Here is a 23,804-nt window from a genome sequence, read left to right as displayed (position 1 = left end):
TTAGTAAGCACTTGTAATTATTTATTCTTTTTTGCTTTAATCATCATTTCAAGCTGATCCCAAAGTTCTTCCGGAATTGCTTCTAACAAATTGAATTGTCCGGCGCCTTTTAGCCATTCGCCTCCATCAATTGTGATTACTTCTCCGTTGACATAAGCTGAAAAATCTGAAACCAGATAAGCGGCTAAATTGGCTAATTCCTGATGGTCTCCAACTCTTTTTAATGGCACTTTTTTGGCCATATCAAATTTTTCAGAAAGATCTCCAGGCAATAATCTGTCCCAGGCTCCTTTTGTAGGGAATGGTCCCGGAGCAATGGCATTAGAACGGATTCCGTATTTTGCCCATTCGACTGCAAGACTTCTTGTCATCGCCAAAACGCCCGCTTTTGCTGTGGCACTCGGAACAACATACGCCGATCCTGTCCAAGCATAGGTAGTCACTATGTTCAAAATCGTTGCCGAAGTTTGTTTGGTGTCGATCCAGTGTTTTCCAAAAGCTAGTGTACAGTTTTTAGAACCTTTCAATACAATATCTATAACAGTATCAAATGCATTTGCAGATAGTCTTTCTGTTGGTGAAATAAAATTTCCAGCCGCATTGTTTAAAAGAACATCTACTTTTCCGAAAACTTTTAATGTTTCTTCAAGCATTTTTTCTACTTCTTCATAATGACGAACATCACATTGTAGTGGCAAACATTTGCCTCCAGTCTGGCTTTCCAGTTCGGCAGCTGTAGTTTTTAACTTCTCTAAATCTCTAGAAGTTATCGCTACCTGCGCTCCTAATTCAAGAAAATATTTGGTCATGGCTTTTCCTAAACCACTTCCGCCGCCTGTAACGACAATGACTTTGCCTTTTAAAGCATCGTCACGTAACATTTTGTCTGTGTAGCTCATACTTTTTCTTTTTACAATATTAGTCAAATAAAATAGGATGCATGCATAATAATGTTATAAAATTTTAATAAACTTTATATTTGACATAATTTTTTTGATGCAGACTCTAATGTGAAGTTGTCTTTGGCGAAACAAAAGCGTATTAATTTCTGGTCTTTATGATCCGAATAAAAAGTAGAAATCGGAATTGCAGCAACGCCATGATTGATAATTAAGTTTTTGCAGAAAGTCACATCATCTTCGTCTGAAATGTTTGCGTACGAAGCAACCTGAAAATAAGTTCCTTCGCAGGGCTTCAGTTCAAATCGACTGTTTCGAAGCAATTTTTGAAAATAATCTCTTTTTTCCTGATAGAATTTCCCCAGCAGATTTACGTCTACAACATCCAAATATTCGCTGATGGCAAACTGAGAAATACTATTTACGCTGAAAACCAAAAATTGATGCACTTTTTTGATTTCTTTCATTAAATATTCAGGTGCAATCGTATAGCCTATTTTCCAACCTGTGATATGAAATGATTTTCCGAAAGAAGAAACCATGACACAACGGTCTAAAAGAAAATCTTTGGTGTGGGTTGAGATATGTTTTTCTTCGAATGTGATGTATTCGTAAACTTCATCAGACAAAACGATGATTTCTGGATATTTGGAAAGGATTTTTTCTAATTCGAGAAAATCGGCTTCGTTTAAAATTTTTCCCGTCGGATTATGCGGATTATTGATAATCATCATTCTGGTTTTAGCAGAACACGCTTTTTCAATCCTCTCCCAATTTGGCGTATAATCATCGTTTAAGGCAACTCGAACAGGTTTTGCTTTGCATAATAAAACAGGAGATTCGTACGAATCGTAACTAGGATCGAGAATAATGACTTCGTCATTTTCTTTTACTAAAGCCAGAATCGTAGTAAAAATTCCCTGTGTCGCACCCGCTGTAACCAAAAGCTCAATATCTGGATTGATTGTTCTATTATAGGAACTCTGAGTCAGTTTGGCAATTTTGTTCATCAACGGCGGATAACCTGCCATTGGCGTATATTGGTGAACGTTTTCTTTTGCTAATCTCGCAACAATATCGGTTAATCTTTCATCAACAGGAAAATTTGGAAATCCTTGCGAAAGATTTATAGCATTATATTCGGCCGCCATTTTAGACATTACCGTAAAAATGCTTGTGGTTACGTTTGGGAGTTTACTCATAAATAAGGAATTAATGGAAAAAGCTATCATGGCCTTATTGCTTTACAGGAAATACAATAGAATACATTGTTCTAACTATTTTATTATTCATTTTTCCGGGTTTCCATCTTGGAGATAATTTCAAAACTCTTATTAGTTCTTCTCCTGTCCCATGTCCAATATCATAGAGAATATTTATATTACTTAATGAGCCATCTCTTTCAATAATAAAAGTAGCATATAACTTACCTTGAATTGTTGGTTTTTTGTTAGGCTTTTTGTAGTTATCATCTAAAAAATGATTGAACTTAACTCTGCCGCCTGGAAATTCAGGTTTAATTTCTATATCTATAGGAATATAAATTGCATTCTCTTGAAGAATTACCTTTCCGTTTTTATCTTTTTGAAGATCAGTTATTCTGGTGATTTTTTGAGAAAATATGGTTTGAGTTAAACTAATTAAAATCAAAATTAAAACCTTTTTCATAGGCAATGTATTTTTAAGATTAATTACATTTTATGAATAATAAAAATCGCAGGACGTTTATCAATATCAATTTTTAATTTTTTCCAATCCGCAACTTTCATGGTTTTAATGAATTCTGTTGGTAGCGTAATATCTGCAGCGATACACAAATGTGTTGCGGGACTTAAAATCTGTAAAAGATCTTCAATCAGTTTATTGTTTCTATAAGGTGTTTCAATGAATAACTGCGATTGATTTTTATCATAAGATAATTTTTCAAAATGACGAATAGCCGATTTTTTCTCGTCTTTATCAATTGGTAAATATCCGTTAAACGTAAAACTCTGACCGTTCATGCCAGAAGCCATCATCGCCAATAGGATAGAGGAAGGGCCAACTAAAGGCACAACCTGAATTCCTTTTTCGTGCGCCAGTTTTACAATGACAGCACCGGGATCGGCAACGCCCGGACAACCAGCTTCACTCATTAAACCCATATTTTTCCCTTCTAATAAAGGTTTTATGAAATCTAAATGTTCGCTCGTTTCGGTGCGTTTATTAAGAGTAAAAAGCACCAATTCAGATTGTTTTTTTTCTGGATAAACCGCTTTGATTGATTTTCTGGCAGTTTTGTCGTTTTCAACAATATAATGGTCGATAACTTCTATCGTTCTTCTAACAGTTTGAGGTAAAACATCCATCGGATCGCTTTCGCCCATTGTGGTTGGAATTAAATATAGTTTTCCGAAAGATTTCATAATGTGTTTGTTTAAAATTAAAAAATTCAATTATCTCTTTTTAAGAAACAATTGAATTGAATTAAGAGTGTTTTTTTAGAAGCTGGTCTGCAATTAAATCCGTTACTTCGTCCAACATTTGATATACGTTGTCGAAGCCATTTGCGGCACCATAGTAGGGGTCTGGAACATCGACATTTTCGTCTGGAAACAAATCGTTTAAAATCAGGCGAACTTTGTTTTTATGTTCAGGAGTTTTGGCTAGATGAATGACATCGCGAAAATTAGAATTGTCCATTACATAGATATAATCGAATTCTTCAAAATCTGATGTTGTGATTTGTCTGCCTTTTTGTGCGCTAATATTGATTCCGTTTTTTCGGGCAACCTCTATAGATCGTTTGTCAGGACAATGTCCGACATGCCAAGAGCCTGTTCCTGCAGAATCGACAAAAAAATTATCATGCGGAAGTTTTGAAGCCAGAAGCCCTTCTGCTAAAGGAGATCGGCAGATATTTCCTAAACAAACCATTAAGATTTTTACAGGCATGGCGCGTATTAAAGCGTTAGTTTTTTGTTGATGTCTTCGACAAACTTTTTGAATTGTTTGTCTGTAGAAACTAGATTGTCTACCGTTTTACAAGCGTGCAGGACAGTGGCGTGATCGCGGTCTCCAATTTGTGAGCCAATATTGGCTAAAGAAGCTTTGGTGAATTTTTTAGCAAAAAACATTGCTAATTGTCTTGCTTGTACAACGTGCCTCTTTCTTGTTTTAGATTGAAGCGTTTCAATATCTAATTGGAAATAATCTGAAACGATTTTTTGGATATAATCTATAGAGATTTCTCTCTTTACATTTTTAACAAATTTCTCTACAACGCTTTTTGCTAATTCAATCGTAACTTCTTTTTTGTTGAAAGAAGATTGAGCAATTAACGAAATAATAGCTCCTTCAAGTTCTCTTACGTTTGTCTTGATGTTGCGGGCAACGTATTCTAAAATATCTTCAGGCATTTCTACACCATCTCGGTATAAAATGTTTTTTAAGATTGAGATACGAGTTTCATAATCAGGTTGATGCAATTCTGCAGACAATCCCCATTTAAAACGAGACAATAATCTTTGTTCGATGTCCTGCATGTCAACAGGAGCTTTGTCTGAAGTCAAGATTACTTGTTTTCCGTTTTGATGCAAATAGTTGAAAATATGGAAGAAAACGTCTTGTGTTCCTGATTTTCCAGATAAAAACTGAACGTCGTCAATAATTAAGACATCGATTAGCTGATAAAAATGAATAAAGTCATTACGATTATTCTTTTTTACAGAATCAATGTATTGTTGTGTGAAAATCTCAGCAGAAATATACAAAACCGTTTTTTCAGGATATTTGTCTTTTACTTCTACACCTATAGCATGTGCTAAGTGTGTTTTTCCTAAACCAACTCCACCAAAAATCAATAACGGATTAAATGAAGTTCCTCCTGGTTTATTGGCAACAGCCATACCCGCAGAACGAGCTAAACGGTTAGAGTCTCCTTCCAAGAAATTATCAAAACTGTAGTTTGGATTTAACTGTGACTCAATTTTTAAATTTCTGATTCCAGGAATTACAAACGGATTTTTGAGTTCAGGATTTAAGTTTTTAAACGGAGCGTCAACCTCTTGCGGTTTCATCGGCACTCTGTTGGCACTTGGCAGCTGCTCGGTAAACGGCTGTTTATTGCCATAAGTGTTCTCCATTTTAATTTTATAGAGTAACTTTGCGTTTTTTCCCAGTTCTTTGGTAAGCGCAACTTTTAACAATTTTACGTAGTGTTCTTCTAGCCACTCGTAGAAAAATTTACTTGGCACCTGAATGTATAATGCGTTGTCGGTTAGCTCAACTGATTTGATTGGCTCAAACCAAGTTTTATATGCTTGGTCTTGAATATTATCCTTTATAAAGGACAAACAGTTTTCCCATACCGATTGAGCAGTTTTAGTCATAGATTCCTATAAATTTTTTATTATTGTTATAAAGATTCTCCTAATAAATAAGGAGCAATTTTATTCCGTATTTCGGGATAACAAATATGTGAACAAATTTCTGTAAAAAAAAATATTTTGACATCTAATTTTATAAAAAAAAGTCGTAAAAGGGCTTTTTAAATTCGAAATTTTTTAATATTTTATCAATGAAAAATCACCAGACTCAAGTACGAGTTCGTTACTCTGAAACCGACCAAATGGGAGTAGTTTATCACGGAAATTATGTGCCTTATTTTGAAATCGGACGCGTGGAATGGCTTAGAAATAAAGGGGTTTCGTATAAAAGCATGGAAGAAAGTGGCATTGGGCTCCCAATTGTGAATATGAATATCAATTATAAAAAATCTGCAAAATATGATGAACTTTTAACAATTCATACCAACTTCAAAAGTCACTCTTCTGTCAAGATCGAATTTGATTGCGAAATTTACAACGAGGCAAATGAGTTATTAACAACTGCGTCATTTATTTTGGTATTTGTAGCCTTAAAAACGGGTCGTCCGACAGCTCCTCCAGAATACATTTTAGAGATTTTTAAATCGCTGGAATAAATGTTAAAATTAAATGCAAATTTGCATCAATTTATAGCGTTTTAATGTCAATTTCAAACATTAAATCGAAAATGCTGAATACCATTTCAGCATTTTTTTTTCGCGTTTTTAGCACTATTTTTCCAATTGGCAAACCGGAATTTTCATCAATTTCCATTTCTTGAGAAACAATTTCGAGTTTTTTTTCTTTGATTACCCGCATTACTTTATTCATGTTTATGTAATCAAAAGAAATTAAAAATGCTACATCTATAGTTTTTTCTACAATTTCGCAAACTTGCAAAGTCTGCTGCGCAGTTGTTCTATAGGCCGTTATCAAACCGCCAACTCCTAATTTTACTCCTCCAAAAATTCGAACCACTACTACTATAACGTTGGTTACGCCAAAAGATTGTATCTGACCGTAAATTGGTGCTCCGGCTGTATTGCTGGGCTCTCCGTCATCGTTTGCGCGATAGGAAATCTTTTTTCCAGTTCCGATTTGATAGGCATAACAATAATGAACAGCGTGCGGATGCTGTTTTTTAAGTTCTTCTATAATAGGTTTTACTTCGTCTTCATGATTTATCGGAAAGGCATAGCCGAAAAATTTACTGCCTTTTTCTTTAAACAGTATTTCTTCAGATGTATTTGCAATAGTTTGATAAGTATCGTTGATTTCCAAATGTTAAGCTTTAAGTTTTTTAGCCACGAATCACACCAATTTCCTCGAATTTTAGTTTTAATTTTTTAAACCAATTCAATTAGTGGAAATTTGTGTATTTAGTGGCAACATACTTTTGAATCCTTTTAATTGGTATAATCTGTGGCTAAAATATTTTTATAATAATCCTTTGCTGCATAAATCTACAACATCTTCTTTGCCAACTTGCAAATTCCAAACTTTAATTCCTAAAGCGGCAGCGCTGTCTGTGTTTTCTGTTTTGTCATCAATAAACAAAGTGTTTTCTGCAACTAGATTGTTTTCTGTCAAAACAAATTTGTAAATTTCTGGATCGGGTTTTCTCATTCCGATGTCAAAAGAAAAGTATACTTTCTCAAAACAGTCGTAGAAATCTTTGTAAAAAGACACACCGCTTTTCTCTTCAAATGTATTAATATGTATAGAATCGGTATTGCTCAATAAAAACAGACGATATTTTTTTGAAAGTTCCTGCAGGAATTCTAAGCGATAAAATGGAAAGTCTGCCAACACGGCATTCCATGCCTTTAAAATTTCTTCTTTTGAGGCGTTTGGCAATTTTTTCTGAAATCCTGCAATGAAATCATCTGGCGTAATGGCTCCAACCTCAAAAGAAAAATTTAATTGATCAAAGTCTTCATTCCACTCTGTCATTCCTAATTTTTTTAGACCAGAAATAGTGGCAGGTTTGTCTAAATTGATGAAAATGTCTCCGAAATCAAAAATTATCGCATTAATCATGATTTTTAATCTGTATTAGTTCGTCGGTTAAAATAGTGGTTTTTGTGCTGTTTTTTTTTGAAATAATGGGGGCTTTTGTTCCTTGCTGAAAACTTGTTTTTCCGATAAAAATTCGTGCTTCGTCCCAAAAATTTTCGTCTATAAAACTTTGTAAAGTTTGTCTTCCGCCTTCAATTATAATGGATTGAATTTGATTTTGATACAAAATGTCCAAGATTTGCGGAATGATTTTTTGCTCAAAATCAATAACTTCGAATTTGGTGTTTTCAGTATCCGATTTTATTTTTTTGTTTGAAAATAGGATTGTTTTTTCGGTGTCGTCCAAAATAAAACTGTTTTCTGCAATTCTATTATTTTGGTCTATAATTACTCTTACAGGATTACTGCCGCTCCAATCTCGTGCATTTAATTTCGGATTGTCGTCAACGACAGTTTGGGTTCCAACTAGTATTGCTTGTTCTTCGGTCCTCCATTTATGAACTAATTGTCTTGAGAACTGATTGGTAATCCAAATTGGTTTTCGTGCTTGGTCTAAAACTTTTTCAGGAGACAAAAAACCGTCTTGACTTTCTGCCCATTTTAAAATGATGTAGGGGCGTTTTTTTTGGTGAAAAGTAAAAAAACGTTTGTTGAGTTCGTTGCATTCGTCTTCTAAAACTCCAACAGTTACATTTTTGCCGGCTTCAATCAATTTCAAAATACCTTTTCCGGCAACTTTTTCATTTGGATCAACAGTTCCGACAACTACATTCGGAATTTCATTGGCAATAATCAAATCACAGCAAGGAGGCGTTTTGCCGAAATGGCTGCAAGGTTCCAAACTTACATAAATCGTAGCTTTTTTCAGCAGCGATTTGTCCTTGACAGAATTTACGGCATTGACTTCAGCATGGGGTTCTCCGGCTTTTTTGTGCCAGCCTTCGCCGATAATTCGGTCTTCATAGACAATAACGCTACCGACCATTGGGTTCGGATAAGTAGTTCCTAAACCATTTTTGGCCAGCTCGATACAGCGTTTGATATATTTTTCGTTTTTATTCACGATGCAAAAATAAGTTATAAACCCGTTTGGTGAAATTATTTTTTCAATTCTATCAAATCAGCTTAGATAAATCTGCTTTAATCTATTTGAATCTGTGTGAAAAATTTATAAGCAAATTATTTCACGCTCCCGATAGCTATCGGGGTTAAAGGATTTTAGCAGATCAAAATAGATTTTATTTTTGAATGAAGCCATTTTATTCTATTTCACCCAACGGATAGTTTATAATTTAAAATTTTTATCTACCCATATCGCTTAAGTTGTAAAACATTCTTAATAGTTATGAAACTTACCGAAAAGTATTTTTATTTTTGTATAGATAGAGACGAAATAAGAAAAATGGAAAACTGCACTATCAGGAAAATAGAAAAAAAAGACAATGAAGCTGTAGCTCAATTGATAAGGTCGGTTTTTGATGAAATGGGAATTCCAAAAGTGGGTACAGCTTACGAAGATCCGTACTTGGATTTGATGTTTGAAGAGTACAATAAACCCAAATCGACCTACTTTGTTGTCGATAATGAAGGAGATATCGTAGGTTGTGCAGGAATTGCGCCTTTGGAAAATGGCGATCCGAAAATCTGTGAACTACAGAAAATGTACTTCTTGCCCAAAACAAGAGGTTTGGGAATTGGAACAAAGATGATGGAAAAATGCTTAGAGAAAGCAAGAGAATTTGGTTTTGAGAAATGTTATATCGAAACGATGCCTTTTATGCATGCAGCTCAGAAATTATATAAAAAGTCAGGTTTTGAATATTTAGATGCTCCGCTTGGCTGCACGGGGCACAGTTCTTGCCCTGTCTGGATGCTGAAAAAATTATAAAGAATTTGTAACAAAATTTATTTCAAGATACTTATCAGCAGTGAAGAAAAAACCAGTGAATACTGGTGATTAATGTTCAAAAGCTTAAAATGAAAATTAAACAATACCGCACTCAATTTATTAAAGAACTGGCTCCTTTGTACGATGCTTATGAAGCGGAAAGTTTTTTTTATTTAATACTTGAGAATAAACATAAACTCAGACAGATTGATCTGGCCCTAAATCATGAATTGTTTTTTTCAGATGAGGATTTTACAGTCTGGAATTCGCTTTTAAAGCAACTAAAGAACGAAGTGCCTATTCAGTATCTGCTTGGAAAGACGAGTTTTTATGGACTCGACTTTGAGGTAAATGAAAATGTCTTGATTCCGAGACCAGAAACTGAAGAATTAGTCGAATGGATTATTGATGAAAACGCTTCTGCTGATAAAACCAGAAAATTAAAAATTCTAGATATCGGAACCGGAAGTGGCTGTATTGCCATTTCGCTGGCTAAAAACTTGCCCAATGCAGATGTTTATGCTATAGATGTTTCGAAAAAAGCACTTGAAACAGCCAAAAGAAATGCATTAAATAATAATGTAGAAGTCACTTTCATGTTCAAGAATATTCTGGATCTTGAAATTATGAAGTATGACTACGACATTATTGTTTCAAATCCGCCTTATGTCCGGAATTTAGAAAAAGAGGAAATCAGAAAAAATGTTTTGGATTATGAGCCTCATCTGGCGCTTTTTGTAGAAGACAACGATGCATTGATTTTTTATAGAAAAATAGCTTCGCTTGCGCAGAAGAACCTTTTGGAGAACGGACAGCTGTTTTTTGAAATCAATCAGTATTTGGGCAAAGAAACGGTCGATTTGTTAGAAAAAATGAATTTTAGAAATATCGAACTCCGAAAAGACATTTACGATAATGACCGTATGATCTCCTGCAAGGTTTCCAAAACCTTGTAGGTATTATTGAAGCAGTTGAATATGAAATTACAAATCAGAGATTTCAATACAAATCAAATAACTGAAAAAATTGATATCGAAATTCTGTCTGCTGATTCTTCAGGTTTAAAAGTTTTTTATGTTGACTTTGATTTTGAAGAAATGTCAGAATACAATATGACTGCAAAATTTTTTCTCAATGAAGATAATTTGAAATTAGATGATTCTAACTTTTTTTATTTCAATAGTTTAGGTTTTATTTTCTATCGATTTTTGTATCAATGGGGAATACATTGATGATTTATTTGCCGAAACTTTGACATTTCATGGAGAGACAATTGATGCAATTATGATTAAGCAACCTCATGAAGTTAATGAATTTGAGGATTATTTTGAATTCGATATCATTGGTGTTGCCAAAAGAAAATTATTGAAAAAATGAAACGTCTAATCTAGCCCCGATAGAAGTGAAAATCCTTTTGTATTGGGGTTCAATACAAAAGATTGCAACGGATAGCGGGACAGGTCGTTCTTTTGAAACGATTGTTTCTGCTTCAAATAATTACTCGTATCGCAAAGCTTCAATAGGGTCAAGTTTTGAAGCTTTTATTGCGGGATACAAACCAGAAACAATGGCAACCATAAAACTCGTTCCAAATGCTATAATAATGGCGAGCCACGGAATGACAAATGTAAATTTCATTGCTGTCGCTATTCCAAAACCTATCAGTATTCCGAGCATAATACCTACAAGGCCGCCTATTTGTCCTATAAGCAATGTTTCTATAAAAAACTGAAAAGCAACCGTGGATCGTTTGGCTCCTAAAGCTTTTCTGACTCCGATTTCGCGCGTACGCTCGGTCACAGATACAATCATAATGTTCATTAAGGCAATTGAAGAGCCTAAAATGGTAATAATACTAATTACAGCAGCGGCCCAATCTAAATATTGTGTAATTCCCAAAATACGGTTGATTAAATCGTCGCTTCGACCAATTCCGAAGTTATTTTCTCGGACCGGACTTAGTTTTCGAACTTTTCTCATCGTACTTGTAGCATTGTCGATTGCCTGGTCTAAAAGCTCTTTTTTAGAAACCATCACACTTATCGTATAATTGATGTTGGGAGCGGTAAATAAAGAGCGCGCTACCTGAATCGGAATTAAGACACGCAAATCCTGGCTGTTTCCAAATGTAGATCCTTTTTCTTTTAAAACACCAATCACTTTAAATCTTGCGCCACGTATCGAAATGATTTTATCAATCGGATTCACATCTTTTAACAGCCCTTTCTCAAAATCAGAACCTACAACACAAGAGTAGGTGTTGTTTTCGATATCAAACTGATTGAACGACCTGCCCAATGTCGTTTCTAGACCTGAGTTGTTTATAAAATGCTCATCAACTCCGACAATCTTTATTTCGGGATCGGTTTTGGTATCTAAATACTTAACTTCGGCTTTTGAGGTAGCCGTAAAAGAAAGTGAAGTTTCTGTAAACGGATATTTGTATTTGTTCTTAAAAGCAACAGCTTCGGGATATGAAATAATGGGATTGATGACTTCTCGTTCATTGCCGCCTCGATTACGAACAGTGTTTTCGTATTGGTTGATGTTGAAAGTATTGGCTCCCATCGATGCAAAATTGGTCGAAACGGTGTTTTCAAGAGCCGTAACAACAGTCAAAATTCCAACCAAGGCGGTAATTCCGATGGCAATAATTAATACAGTAAGAATGGTTCGCAGAATTTGAGTTTTGATAGAACCAAAAGCAATCCGGATATTTTCTTTAAATAATTTTAGCATCATGACCAATTTGTCACGAAAATACGGTTTTTGTTACAAGTTTGTTTTCGAAGTGTTATTATTTATTTTAAAAATAAGATATTTGCAGGCGATTTATGATTTTGAATAAAAATCAGAATAAAGAAATTAAATAGTAAAGTTTCTTGAGATTAGGATTGGAAAACAATCTAAAATCAGAAATCTAAAATCTAAAATAAGAAAGAGATGGCTTCAAAACCAAGCATTCCACAAGGTACAAGAGATTTTTCGCCTGCTGAGGTGTCAAAACGTCAATATATCATTCAGACGATTCGAACTAATTTTGAAAAATTTGGTTTTCAGCCAATCGAAACGCCTTCGTTCGAAAATTCAGATACTTTAATGGGGAAATATGGGGAAGAAGGCGATCGTTTGATTTTTAAGATATTGAATTCAGGGAATTTTTTCTTTAATAAAAATAAAATTGAGTTGCCAGAATCTTTAGAAGCACTTCAGTCTAATTCTGCTGAAACCATCAGCCTTGAGCAAAGAATTGAGCTGAACAAATTCACGGGAAGAATTTCAGAAAAAGCATTACGTTATGATTTAACAGTGCCTTTTGCAAGATATGTGGTGCAGCACCAAAACGAAATTGAATTTCCTTTCAAAAGATATCAAATTCAGCCAGTATGGAGAGCAGATCGTCCGCAGAAAGGCCGTTACAGAGAATTTTTCCAATGTGACGCCGATGTTGTTGGGTCAAAGTCACTTTGGCAGGAAGTAGAATTGGTTCAGTTGTATGATACTGTTTTTACTGCTTTAGGTTTAGAAGGTGTTACTATCAAAATCAATAACAGAAAAATTTTATCTGGAATTGCTGAGGTTATTGGTGCTTCAGATAAATTAATTGATTTTACGGTTGCTCTTGATAAATTGGATAAAATCGGCGAAGACGGTGTAAAGAAAGAAATGATTGAAAAAGGAATTTCCGAAGAAGCTTTGGTTAAAGTACAGCCGCTTTTTAGTTTTTCTGGAACTTTTGCAGATAAAATCAAACAGCTTTCAGAATTATTGTCTTCATCAGAAGAGGGAATGAAAGGTGTGGAAGAATTGAAATTTATTTGTGACAATGTTGCTGATTTGGGACTTTCGACTGCAATTTTAGATCTCGATGTGACTTTGGCACGTGGACTAAATTATTACACAGGAGCAATTTTTGAGGTGGCAGCGCCAAAAACCGTTTCAATAGGTTCTATTGGCGGTGGCGGAAGATACGACGATTTGACTGGTATTTTTGGTTTGAAGAATATGAGCGGTGTCGGAATTTCATTTGGATTGGATAGAATTTATTTGGTTCTGGAAGAATTAAACTTGTTCCCTGAAACTGTTGCAGCCACTTCAAAAGCAATATTCTTAAATTTTGGAGACAAAGAAGCTTTATACGCCTCAAAAGCGATTCAGAAATTAAGACACGAAAATATAAAAGTAGAATTGTATCCTGATAATGTAAAAGTAGGAAAGCAATTCCAATATGCAGACAAGCGTCTCATTCCGTTTGCAGTAATTGTGGGCGATCAAGAAATTGCTTCCAATTCTTATGCACTTAAAAATTTAGTAACGGGAGAACAAGTTTCTGTAGATTTTGACGGATTGAAGAATGTTTTGCTGCAATAAAGAGATTTTAATTTTTTATTCCACGCAGATTTCAGCAGATTTAAATTGATTTCTAATTGAAAGTCTGTTCACATCTGCTAAAATCCTTTTAAATTTGCGTGAAATAACTTTTTTTTATAACAGATTCTTAGAGTAAATGACTTTGTTTTGCTCAGATTATGAGAAACTTAATAGATTTAATTTGATTAAAAATCTATTTACATCTGCTGAAACCCTTTTAAAATCTGCGTAAAATAGTTGCGGGGCAAGAAAAAAAACTCTTAATTTGCCGACCTTAAGTTACGGGCGTAGTTCAAGGGTAGAATAGCGGTCTCCAAAACCGTTGATGGGGGTTCGAATCCCTCCGCCCGTGCAAAAAATAAATGACAGTTCTGTCATCAAAAGCTCAAATAAAAAAAAGCTTCGTCTTTATAGGCGAAGCTTTTTTTAATATAAGGTCAACTTGAATTAATAATTATTTTAATAGCCCGAGGCTAACCCTTAAATTCAATTTTAGATGATAATATTTAGTTGTTGTTTTCGTCTCAAATTTACAGCAAACTAAAACGTAATAGTCTTAAAATTATACTAAATTTTCTAATCTTGAAAATAAATTTTAATTTGCTCATTTTTAATAAAGTGACAATTTGACATTTTATTAGATTTGGCAGCACTTTTGCGATACAACAGAAAGAATAAAAAAATGAAGTTTAAAAATATTTTTAAAAATAAAAGCAATATGACTACGGAAAATACAGAATTCAATCAGGAATTAGATGATGCAACGATAGAGAATAACGCTAATGGAGAGCAATTAATTGTTGAAGAATTAAGTGTTGAAGAGCAACTGACTCAGGATTTGGCTAAAGAAAAAGATAAATTTTTGAGATTATTTGCCGAATTTGAAAATTACAAAAAAAGAACTTCAAAAGAGCGCATCGAATTGTTTAAAACTGCCAATCAGGACGTATTAATGTCGATGCTTCCGATTTTAGACGATTTTGACAGAGCTATGGTGGAAATCACTAAATCTGAAGATGAGACTTTGACGAAAGGGGTTGAATTAATTCACGAGAAATTAAAGAATGCTTTAGCTTCTAAAGGTTTAGAGATTGTTGACGTAAAAGCAGGAGACGCTTTTGATGCTGATTTTGCTGAAGCGATTACTCAAATTCCAGCGCCTTCTGATAAATTAAAAGGTAAAATCGTTGATGTTATCGAAAAAGGATACAAATTGGGAGATAAGATTATTCGTTACCCTAAAGTAGTTACTGGAAACTAAAAATGAAAATGAAGTTCTGAAAATCAACTTTTAAATATTGGAATTCAGAATTTTAAGATTTGGATTTTTAACTAAATTATGAAAAAAGATTTTTACGAAATACTTGGCATTTCAAAAAATGCTGACGCTGCCGAAATAAAAAAAGCATACCGAAAAAGTGCGTTGAAATACCACCCTGATAAAAATCCGGGCGACAAAGAGGCAGAAGAAAACTTCAAATTGGCTGCAGAAGCTTATGAAGTTTTAAGTGATCCGCAGAAAAAAGCGAAATACGATCAGTACGGTCATCAAGCATTTGATGGTTCTGGCGGATTTGGTGGTCACGGTGGCATGAATATGGATGACATTTTCAGTCAGTTTGGTGATATTTTTGGTGGCGGATTTGGCGGTTTCGGAGGCGGAGGCGGAGGTCCTCGTCGTGCCAAAGGAAGCAATCTTCGTATCAAAGTGAAACTTACTTTGGAAGAAATTGCAAATGGAGTAGAGAAAAAAGTAAAAGTAAAACGTAAAGTTCAGGCCAAAGGCGTAACTTATAAAACTTGTACCACTTGTAACGGTCAGGGGCAGGTTATGCGTGTAACCAATACTATTTTAGGAAGAATGCAGTCTGCGTCAACTTGTCCTACTTGTGGTGGTTCTGGTCAGATTCTGGACAAAAAACCTTCTGAGGCAGATGCGCAAGGAATGGTTCAGGAAGACGAAACCGTATCAATCAAGATTCCTGCTGGTGTTGCAGACGGTATGCAGCTAAAAGTTGCCAATAAAGGTAACGATGCACCAGGAAACAGCATTCCAGGAGATTTAATTGTGGCGATTGAAGAAATTGAGCACGAATTCCTGAAACGTGAAGGCGAAAACGTTCACTACGATTTATACATCAGTTTTCCTGAAGCGGTTTTGGGCGTTTCAAAAGATATCGAAGCCATCAACGGAAAAGTTCGTATCAAACTAGAGGAAGGAATTCAGTCTGGAAAAATTTTAAGGTTAAAAGGAAAAGGAATTCCAAGCTTAAATGGTTATGGTAACGGAGATTTACTGGTGCATGTAAACGTGTGGACTCCTAAAACATTGAATAAGGAACAAAAACAATTCTTTGAAAATGCCTTAAACAATGAACATTTTACGCCAAGTCCAGAGAAATCAGAAAAATCATTTTTTGAAAAAGTAAAAGATATGTTTTCATAATAGCTTTTCGAAAATGTTTAAATAAATTTAAAAAACCCATTCTAAGAAAAAAATTAGAATGGGTTTTTGCTTATTCATAGCAGGAATAACTACTAATTCTTTATTTTTACAACGCCTAATAGGCAATAGTCATTTTGACATCGAAAATCTAGAAAACAGCATGAGCAACTTACTCGAAGTACATAAAGTCGTAAAACAATATGGCAGTTATGTAGCGCTTAACGAAGTTTCATTAAATGTTCCTAAAGGGAGTATTTACGGGCTTTTGGGACCAAATGGAGCAGGAAAAACTTCTCTTATAAGAATCATTAACCAAATTACCCTGCCAGATCGCGGCGAAGTAATTCTGGACGGCGAAAAATTACAGCCGAAACATGTGCAGACCATAGGCTATCTGCCAGAAGAACGAGGATTGTACAGCTCAATGAAAGTTGGCGAACAATGCCTCTATTTGGCTCAGATGAAAGGCCTGTCTAAAGCCGAGGCCAAAAAACAACTCGATTACTGGTTCGACCGTTTAGGCATTCAAGGCTGGTGGAACAAGAAAATTCAGGAACTTTCTAAAGGAATGGCACAGAAAATACAGTTTGTCGTTTGCGTGCTCCATAAACCTAAACTGCTTATTTTAGACGAACCGTTTTCTGGTTTTGACCCCGTAAATGCCAATATAATAAAAGATGAGATTTTGGCCTTGAAAGAACAGGGCTCTACCATAATTTTTTCTACACACCGAATGGAAAGCGTAGAAGAACTCTGTGATCATATTTCTTTGATCCATAAATCGAATAAATTATTGGAAGGAAAAGTCGGAGATGTAAAACGACAGTTCAGAACCAATACCTTTGAAGTCGGAATCCTGACCAATAATGTTGAAGGCTTGATGTACGATATCACGCAACGATTTACAGTTTCGCCAGCAAGTTTTAAATCGTTGAATGATGATTTAAAACTGAATATCGAAATCGGAAATGCTACTCCAAACGAATTATTGAACATTCTGACACAGAGAGGACAAGTCACACACTTTGTAGAGAAAATTCCAAGCATAAACGATATTTTTATTCAAACAGTTACTGAAAACTCAAAGTAAAATTCCAAAAAAAGAATTCCAAATTCCAATATAAAAATGCTTTAAATTGGGATTTGGAATTTGAAAATTTAAACATTTATGAATATTATTTCATTAATTATAAAAAGAGAATTTATTGCCAAAGTCCGCAATAAGTCTTTTGTTGTCATGACTTTTTTGAGTCCGCTCTTGTTTGTTGCTGTCGCAGTTTTTATTGGATATCTGAGTTCGATGAAAGCAGAGACCAAACGTATTGCAATTCATGATGAAACAGGACTTTTTGCCACCGATTTCTTAAAAGAGAATAAGCAAGGCGCCGAATTCAAATATTACGATTTATCTCAAATTGAGGTAAAGGCGTTAAAAGACAGTATCACAAAAGAAAATTTTAGCGGTTTGATCGTTATTCCAAAATCGGATAATGTTAATGATTTAGAAAGCAAAATCGAGTTTATTTCTAATAATAGTCCGAGTATTTCTTTTATCGAAAACACTCAGGATGTAATTGCGTCAAAAATTACGAAACTAAATCTGGAAGAAGCAAAACTCGACACTTTGGCGATTCAGAAAGCACAATCAAAAGTTAATATTCATCTGGTTAAAGCTTCTGGTGAAGAAAGTTTAAAAGGATTGAATGAAATTAAAATCGGAATTGGAGGAGCTTTTGGCTATCTCATTATGATGTTTATTATCATTTACGGAAACATGGTGATGAGAAGTGTAATCGAAGAAAAAACAAATCGTATTATCGAAATCATTATTTCATCTGTAAAACCATTTCAATTAATGATTGGTAAAATTGTGGGAACTTCGTTGGCAGGAATTTTACAATTTATGATTTGGGCCATTATTGGGTTAGGATTAATGTTTGCGGCTTCGGCATTTTTTGGAGTAAATGTTGGGCCGACGTCGCGAATTTCGCCAGAAATGATGCAGTCTGCACAACATCAGTTGTCAGGTTCAGCCCAAATGTATATTGCTGAATTATGGAATCTCCCGATAGCAAGCATCATAATCGGATTTGTGGTTTATTTTATTGGAGGTTATTTCTTGTACAGCTCATTTTATGCTGCGATTGGTGCGGCAGTAGACAATCAAACCGATTCACAACAATTTTTGCTTCCTATACTAACACCGTTGATATTAAGTGTCTACATCGGATTTTTTACAGTTGTCAATGATCCTCACGGAACTATAGCAGTTGTCTTTTCAATGATTCCGCTAACATCCCCGATTGTAATGCTTATGCGAATACCGTTTGGTGTTCCGTGGTGGCAAATCGCAATTTCGGTATCATTATTGTTTGCAACCTTTTTCCTTGTGGTTTGGTTCGCTGCCAAAATTTACCGTGTCGGTATTCTAATGTACGGCAAAAAACCAACTTGGAAGGAATTGTATAAGTGGCTAAAATATTAGTTTTAAGTTACAAAGTGACATAGGGACAAAGTTGTAAAGGTTTTATTTTGATACTTTGAATCTGTGAAATTTGAATCTTAAGAAAAATTGTATAATAGTTGCAAGGTGTAAATAGCGACAAAGATTTTGAGCTTTGTCTCTTTGTCCCTTTGCAACTTTGAACCTTAGAAAAAAATGAGTAAAATACTAATCATAGAAGACGAAGCAGCGATCAGAAGAGTTTTGGTAAAAATTTTATCAGAAGAAAATGATTCGTATCAGGTAGATGAAGCAGAAGATGGAGTGAGCGGACTTGAAAAAATTAAAAGCAACGATTACGATTTGGTTTTGTGCGACATCAAAATGCCAAAAATGGACGGTGTCGAGGTTTTAGAAGAAGTAAAAAAAATAAAGCCCGAAATTCCGATGGTGATGATCTCTGGACATGGAGACATGGAAACCGCAATTCATACCATGCGTTTAGGAGCTTTTGATTATATCTCAAAACCGCCAGATTTAAATCGATTGTTGAATACGGTTCGAAATGCTTTAGATAAAAAACAATTAGTTGTTGAAAATAAAATCCTAAAGAAAAAAGTCAGTAAAAATTATGAAATGATTGGCGAGAGCGAATCTATCAATCACATAAAAGTCATGATTGATAAAGTTGCTCCAACCGAAGCCAGAGTTTTAATTACAGGACCAAACGGAACAGGAAAAGAACTGGTGGCACATCAGTTACATGAGAAAAGCGAAAGAGCAAATTTTCCTTTGATTGAAGTAAACTGCGCTGCAATTCCAAGTGAATTGATAGAAAGCGAACTTTTTGGTCACGTAAAAGGAGCTTTTACGTCGGCAGTAAAAGATCGCGCTGGAAAATTTGAAGCGGCAGATAAGGGAACTATTTTCTTAGACGAAATCGGAGATATGAGCCTTTCTGCACAAGCCAAAGTTTTACGTGCCTTGCAAGAAAGCATGATTACAAGAGTTGGTGCCGATAAAGACATAAAAGTTGATGTTCGTGTGGTTGCTGCAACCAATAAAGACCTAAAAACAGAAATTGCCGAAGGACGTTTTCGTGAAGATTTGTATCACAGATTGGCAGTTATTTTGATAAAAGTGCCACCATTGAATGAAAGACGAGACGATATTCCGGCTTTGATTGCGCATTTTGCTGAGAAAATCGCTTCAGAGCAAGGAAACGCTGTAAAAGGATTTTCGGCACAAGCCATAAAATTGTTGCAAGAATATGATTGGACGGGAAATATTCGTGAACTTCGAAATGTCGTGGAAAGACTTATTATTTTGGGAGGAAGCGAAATTTCTGAAACTGATGTAAAAATGTTCGCAAGCAAATAATGATTTAGTTTTTAATCTGAAATCTAAAATCATAAATCTAAAATTTAGAAATGAAACTAAAAAAAATAAACGAGAAATTACAAGACGGCTTAATCGAAAACGGTTTGACTGAAGCCAATGCTTTACAGTTGGAAACTTTTTCGACCATAAAAAGCGGCGCCGATTGCGTAATTATTTCGCCAAAAGGAAGTGGAAAAACGACAACAATTGTATTGAATGTTATTCAGCAATTGGCAGGAAAAAATGAAGAATCTCCAAGAGCCTTAATTGTTGTAGAAGACAAAGAAAAAGTCTTGGAGATGGAAGCGCTTTTTGAGAAATTTGGAAAATACACCAACCTCGAAGTGTATGGCGTACATGACAAGGGAGATATGGATTATGATAAAAATTATGTTTCTACAGGAATAGATGTTTTAATAGGAACGCCGACAAAACTGAATGATATGTTTAGTACGGCAGGCTACAATGTCAACCGTTTAAAAATGTTTATTCTAGATGATGCAGATTCAATTCTGAAATTGCGCCATGAACCTAAAATTATGCGTATTTCAAACAGTATCGCCAAAACACAGCGTATTGTTTTTGCCGAAAGCCTCACAGAACGCATTGAGATTCTTGCAGATAAAATGCTTATAGAGCCTTATTTATTTGATATGGATGAAGATGGCGAGGAACTAGACGAAGAAGAGGATGATATTGAAGAGGAGGAATAATCTAATCCGTATTTAGTAATAATGAAAAAAATACTTTTAATCGCTTTGGTCATTTTTTTTGGCGATTCACTATATTCTCAAAACCTGTATCCTGAGAAATATGAGGGTTGCCATTTGTCAAATTTTTGTTTGGATTGCGGAGACACCAAAGCAAATCCACCAAAAAGTATTTTAGATGAATTAAAAGAAAATTTTGATAAAAAAATAATAAGCGAATTAAAAGGCACGATTGAAGTACAGATTTTAATTGATGAAAACGGCAAACCATGTTTGTTAAGTTCGATAAATAAAACGAATATTCCGTCAAAGAAATTAAATCTGCCAAAAGTATTTAATAATGTGTCTGCATGGAAACCCGCCATTTCAAAAAACAAGCCACAAAACAGCTCTGTGTCTTTTGTTTTTGAATTTAATGATGGAGATTTTTCTATGAGAAGAAGAATACTTGATTTCAAAAATCAGACAAATATGAAATCAGTTGGGACACCAGCTGTTAAAGGAAGTGATAAAGATCAACTCACAAAAAACTGGATTGTTTATAAAAAACAAAATTCTGAATTGCCTTGGGACATGACAAGAGCGGTTGCTAATGATTTAGAAAACAATATCTGGATTGGAACAGATAACGGAATAGTTGAAATACAAAATAATAAATGGCGTCATTTTAATTCAGAAAACACAATCATTTCTCCAACTCCTTATGATAAAAGTAAAACACAGTCTGTAAGGGATATCGAAATCGACAAACAGAATAATAAGTGGTTTCTGATAGGCTGGGATGCCTATAAATATGACAATAATAACTGGACTAAATATGATTCCATAAATTCTCCTATTAGTTGGGCAAGACAGTTATTTGTTGATCATTCCAACAATGTTTGGTTTACTTCAAGCAAGGGAGTTGCGAAATTTGATGGTAAAACTTGGACAAAAATTGACAAGCAAAATTCGAATCTTCCAAGCGATAAAATTTCTGGTGTCTATGTTGACAATAAAAATAGAATTTGGATTGGAACTTCGGAAGGAAATGTGATTATTGAAAACGGAAGTACTAAATTGCTGGACCAGAAGAATTCTCCATTAGCAAAAGCATTCATCTCAAAAATGTATGAGGATAAAAAAGGAAATTTATGGTTTTGTCTAGAGAAAAATAAATCTTCTGATGCTGGAATTTATAGGTTAGATGTCTCTGGAAAATGGACTAGAATCAGTCATTCTGATTCTAAAATGTTTAGCGAAAATACTGTAAACGATTTTTATTTAGATGAAAATAATGATTTTTTATGGCTGACTCTAAATGGAGTGGGAGTTCTGAAATATGATTTGAATCTAAAAAAATGGGAGATTTATACTAATGAAAATTCTAATGTGCCTAGTATTCATTCCACGAAAATAACGAAAGATAAAGACGGTGCAATTTGGATAGCAACTTATGCTGGAGTAATAAAAACGGAATAAATCGTAAGTTAGATTTTTGGTAAGAAGCCAGCAAAAACGAGAAATTAGGTCAATGCTAAATTAAGATATGGAGATTTTAAAAATATTTAAATTTTTAGGGATTGTGCTTATATGCTTTTTCTTGATAATTTATGTTTTTGATTGTTTCGTACGTGTATTTTAATCAAGTCGGTATGGTTTTTCATAATTCAAAACTTCCAAAAAACTTCCAATTTGATTACCAGCAACCATTTATAGAAATGAATATTGCGTCTTTTGACGGAGCGGTTTTGAACGGATTATTGTTTAAGGCAGAAAACTCAAAAGGGCTTGTTTTTTACCTTCATGGAAATGCCGGAACACTTGAGACTTGGGGTGATATTGCAAAAGTATATACTGCCTTAGGTTATGATATTTTTATTTTAGATTATAGAGGTTTCGGAAAAAGCGAAGGCGAAATCGATGATGAAGAACAGCTAAGTAAAGATGTTTCTATCGTATATAAAAAAGTAGCCGAGAAATATCCTGAAAGTAAAATTATTATTACGGGCTACTCAATTGGTTCTGGTTTTGCGGCAAAATTGGCTTCAGAAAATAATCCGAAAGCTTTGATTCTTCAAGCGCCGTATTATAATTTCCTAGAATTGTCAAGTTCTAGAGTGCCATTTTTTCCTGATTTTATGAAAAAATTTAGCCTAGAAACAAATTTGAATCTTCCTAAAGTAAAAAGTCCGATTTATATTTTTCATTGAACGGTGGATCAGTTAATTCCAATTGAAAATTCAATAAGGTTAAAGAAATTATTGAAATCAAATGTGTATTTCTATCCGCTAAAAAACCAAGAACATGTTGGCATAAATGAAAATGAAGATTTTCAGGAACAATTAAAAAGAATATTACAGTAGATATATAAGCTATAGTCACAATTTTCGATTGTAGAAAACGACCAAAATTGCGACGAGAATTGAAAACTCCCAAAGATAAAATGCAATACAAAATGATTGTGCTCGACATGGACGATACCTTGTTGACCGATGACCACAAAATTTCTGATTTAAACAAAAAAGTATTATTAGAAGCTCAAGCTAAAGGCATCTATGTGGTTTTGGCTTCTGGCCGACCAACTACAGCAATGACGGCTTATGCAAAAGAACTGGAATTAGACAAAAATGATTCTTATATCATTTCGTTTAACGGAGCAGTTGTCAGCCGAGCCAAAGACGATTTGGTGTTTTTTGAGCAAAAGCTCACTCCAGAGCAGATTCATGAATTGTATGATTACAGCGTAAAAACGAAAACGCATATCATTACCTACCTTGATGATAAAATCATTAGCGAAACCGATTCGGAGTATATCGAAGTAGAGAAAGAAATAACAGGTATGGTGCACCATAAAGTGCCTAGCTTTAAAGATTATGTAGATCGTCCTGCCGTAAAATGCATACTTCTCGAAGATCCAGCCTATCTGGAACCATTAGAAAAAGATTTAAAAGCTGCTATGCCGCATTTAAGCGTTTCAATGTCGAAACCATTTTTTCTTGAGGTAGCGCAGCAAGGTATAGACAAGGCGGCCAGTCTGGCGCTTTTGGCAGAGAAACTGAATATCAAGCAAAGCGAAATCATTGCGGTAGGAAATGCAGGAAATGATTTAACGATGATAGAATATGCTGGTTTAGGAGTTTGGGTAGATAATGTTACGCCAGAATTGCGAGATAAAGCAGATTTAATCGTATCTTCAAATAATAATGATGGAGTTGCTGAGGTGGTTCAGCGCTATATATTGAATTGTCATAACATCTAGACAACATAATCTGGCTTTCAGAAGGGTTTTTCATGAAAATCTATTGCGTCTTTAAGCTTGG

24 protein-coding genes and 1 tRNA gene are annotated in these 23,804 nt (G+C 34.6%); 15 read left to right on the top strand and 10 right to left on the bottom strand.

The features are described 5' to 3' along the window. Positions 1–17: 17 nt before the first annotated feature. The 6 genes from E0W73_RS04670 to dnaA form a co-directional block, all read right to left on the bottom strand. Complete coding sequence (locus tag E0W73_RS04670) at positions 18–899, bottom strand: SDR family oxidoreductase (RefSeq protein ID WP_162847659.1); 882 nt, start codon at positions 897–899, stop codon at positions 18–20. A gap of 74 nt (positions 900–973) precedes the next feature. Next, positions 974–2,101 (bottom strand): methionine aminotransferase, encoded by a 1,128-nt coding sequence (locus E0W73_RS04665; RefSeq protein ID WP_135220920.1) that lies wholly within the window; start codon positions 2,099–2,101, stop codon positions 974–976. 34 nt (positions 2,102–2,135) lie between these two features. Then, a complete protein-coding gene (locus tag E0W73_RS04660; protein WP_135220919.1) occupies positions 2,136–2,567 on the bottom strand; it encodes an energy transducer TonB in 432 nt (143 codons plus the stop codon). A gap of 23 nt (positions 2,568–2,590) precedes the next feature. Next, complete coding sequence (locus E0W73_RS04655; RefSeq protein WP_135220918.1) at positions 2,591–3,304, bottom strand: SAM-dependent methyltransferase; 714 nt, start codon at positions 3,302–3,304, stop codon at positions 2,591–2,593. A 61-nt stretch (positions 3,305–3,365) separates the two neighbouring features. Further along, positions 3,366–3,833 (bottom strand): low molecular weight protein-tyrosine-phosphatase, encoded by a 468-nt coding sequence (locus tag E0W73_RS04650; protein WP_135220917.1) that lies wholly within the window; start codon positions 3,831–3,833, stop codon positions 3,366–3,368. Positions 3,834–3,841: 8 nt separating this feature from the next. Next, positions 3,842–5,269 carry a chromosomal replication initiator protein DnaA gene (gene dnaA, locus E0W73_RS04645; protein WP_008467978.1) on the bottom strand — a complete coding sequence of 476 codons (1,428 nt, stop codon included), beginning with the start codon at positions 5,267–5,269 and terminating at the stop codon, positions 3,842–3,844. A gap of 188 nt (positions 5,270–5,457) precedes the next feature. On the opposite strand from dnaA, the gene E0W73_RS04640 reads away from it, so the two are divergent. Next, positions 5,458–5,862: an acyl-CoA thioesterase gene (locus E0W73_RS04640; protein WP_135220916.1), complete on the top strand. Its 405-nt coding sequence runs from the start codon at positions 5,458–5,460 to the stop codon at positions 5,860–5,862. 31 nt (positions 5,863–5,893) lie between these two features. On the opposite strand, the gene E0W73_RS04635 is transcribed toward E0W73_RS04640, so the two are convergent. The 3 genes from E0W73_RS04635 to ribD form a co-directional block, all read right to left on the bottom strand. Next, positions 5,894–6,526, bottom strand: coding sequence for an IMPACT family protein (locus E0W73_RS04635; RefSeq protein WP_135220915.1), 633 nt, complete (start codon positions 6,524–6,526; stop codon positions 5,894–5,896). 156 nt (positions 6,527–6,682) lie between these two features. After that, a complete protein-coding gene (locus E0W73_RS04630; protein ID WP_135220914.1) occupies positions 6,683–7,285 on the bottom strand; it encodes an HAD family hydrolase in 603 nt (200 codons plus the stop codon). After that, entirely contained in the window at positions 7,278–8,327 is a 1,050-nt protein-coding gene (gene ribD, locus E0W73_RS04625) for a bifunctional diaminohydroxyphosphoribosylaminopyrimidine deaminase/5-amino-6-(5-phosphoribosylamino)uracil reductase RibD (protein ID WP_135220913.1), read from the bottom strand. The genes E0W73_RS04630 and ribD overlap by 8 nt, the downstream gene beginning before the upstream one ends. A 339-nt stretch (positions 8,328–8,666) precedes the next feature. Between ribD and E0W73_RS04620 the strand changes: the two genes are divergently transcribed. From E0W73_RS04620 to E0W73_RS04610, 3 genes are all read left to right on the top strand, one after another. Beyond that, entirely contained in the window at positions 8,667–9,152 is a 486-nt protein-coding gene (locus tag E0W73_RS04620) for a GNAT family N-acetyltransferase (RefSeq protein WP_135220912.1), read from the top strand. Positions 9,153–9,241: 89 nt separating this feature from the next. Next, the gene (prmC, locus tag E0W73_RS04615; RefSeq protein ID WP_135220911.1) at positions 9,242–10,108 is read left to right on the top strand and encodes a peptide chain release factor N(5)-glutamine methyltransferase; all 867 of its coding nucleotides are present in this window, start codon (positions 9,242–9,244) and stop codon (positions 10,106–10,108) included. Between the two features lie 21 nt (positions 10,109–10,129). After that, positions 10,130–10,384: a hypothetical protein gene (locus E0W73_RS04610; protein ID WP_135220910.1), complete on the top strand. Its 255-nt coding sequence runs from the start codon at positions 10,130–10,132 to the stop codon at positions 10,382–10,384. 265 nt (positions 10,385–10,649) lie between these two features. Here E0W73_RS04610 and E0W73_RS04605 read toward each other — a convergent pair whose 3' ends face one another. Further along, positions 10,650–11,894: an ABC transporter permease gene (locus tag E0W73_RS04605; RefSeq protein WP_162847658.1), complete on the bottom strand. Its 1,245-nt coding sequence runs from the start codon at positions 11,892–11,894 to the stop codon at positions 10,650–10,652. A gap of 201 nt (positions 11,895–12,095) precedes the next feature. On the opposite strand from E0W73_RS04605, the gene hisS reads away from it, so the two are divergent. The 11 genes from hisS to E0W73_RS04550 all read left to right on the top strand — a co-directional run bounded on the left by hisS (position 12,096) and on the right by E0W73_RS04550 (position 23,743). Beyond that, on the top strand, positions 12,096–13,523 hold the full coding sequence (gene hisS, locus E0W73_RS04600; protein ID WP_135220909.1) for a histidine--tRNA ligase: 1,428 nt from the start codon (positions 12,096–12,098) through the stop codon (positions 13,521–13,523). Between the two features lie 281 nt (positions 13,524–13,804). Next, positions 13,805–13,875, top strand: a tRNA-Trp gene (locus E0W73_RS04595). Between the two features lie 330 nt (positions 13,876–14,205). Next, positions 14,206–14,784: a nucleotide exchange factor GrpE gene (locus E0W73_RS04590; RefSeq protein ID WP_135220908.1), complete on the top strand. Its 579-nt coding sequence runs from the start codon at positions 14,206–14,208 to the stop codon at positions 14,782–14,784. A gap of 78 nt (positions 14,785–14,862) precedes the next feature. Then, the gene (dnaJ, locus tag E0W73_RS04585; protein ID WP_135220907.1) at positions 14,863–15,969 is read left to right on the top strand and encodes a molecular chaperone DnaJ; all 1,107 of its coding nucleotides are present in this window, start codon (positions 14,863–14,865) and stop codon (positions 15,967–15,969) included. Between the two features lie 160 nt (positions 15,970–16,129). Further along, the gene (locus E0W73_RS04580) at positions 16,130–17,059 is read left to right on the top strand and encodes an ABC transporter ATP-binding protein (RefSeq protein ID WP_135220906.1); all 930 of its coding nucleotides are present in this window, start codon (positions 16,130–16,132) and stop codon (positions 17,057–17,059) included. A 78-nt stretch (positions 17,060–17,137) separates the two neighbouring features. Then, on the top strand, positions 17,138–18,454 hold the full coding sequence (locus E0W73_RS04575; protein ID WP_135220905.1) for an ABC transporter permease: 1,317 nt from the start codon (positions 17,138–17,140) through the stop codon (positions 18,452–18,454). A 174-nt stretch (positions 18,455–18,628) separates the two neighbouring features. Further along, positions 18,629–19,792, top strand: coding sequence for a sigma-54-dependent transcriptional regulator (locus E0W73_RS04570; RefSeq protein ID WP_135220904.1), 1,164 nt, complete (start codon positions 18,629–18,631; stop codon positions 19,790–19,792). Positions 19,793–19,842: 50 nt separating this feature from the next. Further along, on the top strand, positions 19,843–20,505 hold the full coding sequence (locus E0W73_RS04565) for a DEAD/DEAH box helicase (RefSeq protein ID WP_135220903.1): 663 nt from the start codon (positions 19,843–19,845) through the stop codon (positions 20,503–20,505). A 21-nt stretch (positions 20,506–20,526) separates the two neighbouring features. Continuing rightward, the gene (locus E0W73_RS04560) at positions 20,527–21,963 is read left to right on the top strand and encodes a ligand-binding sensor domain-containing protein (protein WP_135220902.1); all 1,437 of its coding nucleotides are present in this window, start codon (positions 20,527–20,529) and stop codon (positions 21,961–21,963) included. A 173-nt stretch (positions 21,964–22,136) separates the two neighbouring features. Then, the gene (locus tag E0W73_RS04555) at positions 22,137–22,694 is read left to right on the top strand and encodes an alpha/beta hydrolase (protein WP_244248435.1); all 558 of its coding nucleotides are present in this window, start codon (positions 22,137–22,139) and stop codon (positions 22,692–22,694) included. Between the two features lie 212 nt (positions 22,695–22,906). Continuing rightward, positions 22,907–23,743: a Cof-type HAD-IIB family hydrolase gene (locus E0W73_RS04550; RefSeq protein ID WP_244248434.1), complete on the top strand. Its 837-nt coding sequence runs from the start codon at positions 22,907–22,909 to the stop codon at positions 23,741–23,743. Positions 23,744–23,804: the final 61 nt, after the last annotated feature.

The sequence above is a fragment of the Flavobacterium foetidum genome (assembly GCF_004634245.1).
Classification (GTDB): domain Bacteria; phylum Bacteroidota; class Bacteroidia; order Flavobacteriales; family Flavobacteriaceae; genus Flavobacterium; species Flavobacterium foetidum.
The sequence above is the reverse complement of the archived record's forward strand: the minus strand, read 5'-3'. Positions and strand labels throughout refer to the sequence as shown.